Origin of the sequence: Streptomyces sp. NPDC057638 (assembly GCF_042800315.1) — a bacterium.
Classification (GTDB): Bacteria; Actinomycetota; Actinomycetes; order Streptomycetales; family Streptomycetaceae; genus Streptomyces.
This window is the reverse complement of sequence record NZ_JBHVHF010000533.1, coordinates 1-3036: the sequence shown is the minus strand read 5'-3', so window position 1 is coordinate 3036 and position 3036 is coordinate 1. Positions and strand designations below refer to the sequence as shown.

Annotated in this window: 3 protein-coding genes; 2 read left to right on the top strand and 1 reads right to left on the bottom strand. The window is 70.7% G+C overall.

Translation table 11 applies throughout. From position 1 onward, the window contains the following. Nucleotides 1–78: 78 nt before the first annotated feature. Entirely contained in the window at nt 79–501 is a 423-nt protein-coding gene (locus ACFVIM_RS34430) for a DUF3499 domain-containing protein (protein ID WP_384310131.1), read from the bottom strand. Between the two features lie 286 nt (nt 502–787). On the opposite strand from ACFVIM_RS34430, the gene ACFVIM_RS34425 reads away from it, so the two are divergent. Together ACFVIM_RS34425 and ACFVIM_RS34420 are read left to right on the top strand one after the other, a co-directional pair. After that, nucleotides 788–1216, top strand: a complete 429-nt coding sequence (locus ACFVIM_RS34425) for a metallopeptidase family protein (protein WP_384310133.1) — start codon at nt 788–790, stop codon at nt 1214–1216. Nucleotides 1217–1627: 411 nt separating this feature from the next. Continuing rightward, on the top strand, nt 1628–2989 hold the full coding sequence (locus ACFVIM_RS34420; protein ID WP_384310129.1) for a phosphomannomutase/phosphoglucomutase: 1362 nt from the start codon (nt 1628–1630) through the stop codon (nt 2987–2989). Nucleotides 2990–3036: the final 47 nt, after the last annotated feature.

The window sequence follows — 3036 nt, the reverse complement described above, 5'->3', positions numbered from 1 at the left end:
AGCCGGGCCCGCTGTGTCCGTCCGCCGTGCGTACCGTTCTTACGTACCGTTTCTTCACCAGGCGTCGGCCGGTCGGATTCAGGTGTCGGGGGAGCGCAGCACCCGCAGATGACCCCGGCGGGCGACCTCCATCGGATCGGCCGCGCGACGGGCCCCACCGGCCTCGGCGGCGCGCCCCTGAGGGCGGGCGGCCTCCCGGACCGCGTTGGCGAGGGCCTCCAGATCGTCCCCGCTGGGCCGGGCGGGCGCGGAGACGTCGGTGAGCCGGACGACCTCCCAGCCGCGCGGCGCGGTCAGCCGCTCGCCGTGCTCGGCGCAGAGGTCGTAGCAGTGCGGCTCGGCGTAGGTGGCGAGCGGCCCGAGGACCGCGGTCGAGTCGGCGTAGACGTACGTCAGGGTCGCGACGGCAGGGCGGCCGCAGGCGGTGCGCGAACAGCGACGTACGGAGGTCACGACGTTGGACGGTACCGCACTCTTGAGCGGGCTGCGACGACTTGCCATCAGGTCACTCCACCGTGTCGTGGTCTGGGGCCGGGTTGGGGGGCTCCTCAAACGCCCTTCCTGACCTGCGGTGAAGGAGGAGCGCCTGACGAGCGGGCATGGCTGGCTCGGTCATGATGTGGTGTAAATCAGGTCATTGACTATCCCTTACGCGATCGTCGGTGCATATCGATCCGCCTTCAACCGCAAACGGAACGCTCATCGAGTGACACGCCGTGGTCAGGAGCGGTCGTTGACGTGCCGGGACCGATCGCCCCGCGCCCCGGAGAGCTACCCTGCGACCGTGATGGACAGTCCTGTACCGCCGCGCCCGGCGGAGCCGGGCCCCCGCCGCCGCGACCGCCATGGCCGGGGAATGCGCGGCCCGGTCGCCCCACCGCAGGTCCCGCTCGCGGCCAGCCGCGCCGAAACGTTCCAGGCTCTGCTGAGGGACTCGGTGGAACGCCTGGAACGCAACTGGCCCCAGCTGGCGGAGGTCGATTTCCTGATCCTCGATGTCCCGGGCGTACCGGAAGAGTCCGTACCGCTCGGCAGCTCGGCCCCGGCCGCGCCCGGCCGGCGGGCCCGGATCGTCGTCTACCGCCGTCCGGTGGAGATCCGGACGAAGAACCGTGAGGAACGCGCGCTTCTGGTGCATGAGGTCGTCGTCGAGCAGGTCGCGGAATTGCTGGGGCTCGCCCCGGAAACAGTGGATCCACGGTACGGGCAGGAGTGAGACGCGGTTACGGTGGGGTGACCGTGGGCGGTGGGGAGGGCCGGTCATCGGGGGCAGGACGGACGGCCGCCTGCGGGACGGAGACGTACCGGAGGGACCGGGTGCTCGATGACGCGCGAGCGGGCCTTCGCCCGGTCGGCCCCTCCATCACTCCCGCGTCTTCCGCTCCTCCCGCCTCTCCTGTTCCTTACTGCCACTTCCGCTCTTTACCGTCACTTCCTCCTCGTGGCCGGTCCCGCCGGTTCAACCCGTCCCGTCCCGCTCACCCACCCCCGCTCCGCACCTCCCGGCGGCCCAGTGATTCAGTGTCTTTCCTGTATTCCTTGTTCCTTGTTCCTTGTGTGCGTTGGATCCCCGGATCCCCTCATTCCTTGACCCAGGACCTAGCAGAGAGATGTCGGAGGATGGCCCGTGGCTGCTGATCTGTCGCAGATCGTGAAGGCGTACGACGTTCGCGGGGTGGTGCCGGATCAGTGGGACGAGGCGCTGTCCGAGTTGTTCGGCGCCGCGTTCGTGGAGGTGACGGGCGCGGACGCGATCGTCATCGGCCACGACATGCGGCCGTCGTCGCCCGGACTGTCCGACGCGTTCGCGCGGGGCGCGTCGGCGCGTGGCGCCGATGTGACCCTGATCGGGCTCTGCTCCACCGACCAGCTCTACTTCGCCTCGGGCCACCTCGGGCTGCCGGGCGCCATGTTCACGGCGTCCCACAACCCGGCCCAGTACAACGGCATCAAGATGTGCCGTGCCGGGGCCGCGCCCGTCGGCCAGGACACCGGCCTCGCCGACATCCGCGCCCTGGTCGAGAGCTGGCGGGAGAAGGGCGCGCCCGAACCGGCCGCCGAGCCCGGCACGGTCAGCCGACGCGAGACCCTCACCGACTACGCCGCCCATCTGCTCTCCCTGGTCGACCTGTCCCAGATGCGCCCGCTGAAGGTGGTCGTGGACGCGGGCAACGGCATGGGCGGCCACACCGTGCCCACCGTCTTCGCCGCACTGCCGGTCACCCTCGTACCGATGTACTTCGAGCTGGACGGCACCTTCCCCAACCACGAGGCCAACCCCCTGGACCCGGCGAACATCGTCGACCTCCAGGAGCGGGTGCGCGCCGAGGGCGCCGACCTCGGACTCGCCTTCGACGGCGACGCCGACCGCTGCTTCGTCGTGGACGAGCGCGGCGAGGGCATCCCCCCGTCGGCGATCACGGCCCTGGTGGCCGCCCGCGAGCTGGAGAAGCACCCCGGCGGCACGGTCATCCACAACCTGATCACCTCGTGGTCGGTGCCCGAGGTCGTCCGTGAGCACGGCGGCTCTCCCGTCCGTACGAGGGTGGGGCACTCCTTCATCAAGGAGGAGATGGCCCGCTCGGGCGCCATCTTCGGCGGCGAGCACTCCGCCCACTACTACTTCCGCGACTTCTGGAACGCGGACACCGGCATGCTCGCGGCCCTCCATGTACTCGCCGCGCTCGGCTCACAGCCCGCGCCGCTCTCCGAGCTCGTCGCCCACTACGACCGCTATCCCTCCTCCGGCGAGATCAACTCCACCGTCGCCGACCAGGCGGCGAGCACGGCGGCCGTCCGCACCGCCTTCGAGTCCCGCCCGGGCGTCACCCTCGACACCCTCGACGGGCTGACGGTCACCACCTCCGACTGGTGGTTCAACCTCCGCCCCTCCAACACCGAGCCGCTGCTCAGGCTGAACGTCGAGGCCCGCGACGAGGAGACCCTGAACGCGATCCGCGACGAGGTCCTCTCCCTGGTCCGCGCCTGACCTCGCTCCCGGGCCGTCGGCCCTTCGGTGTGCCCGCGGGCCTCAGC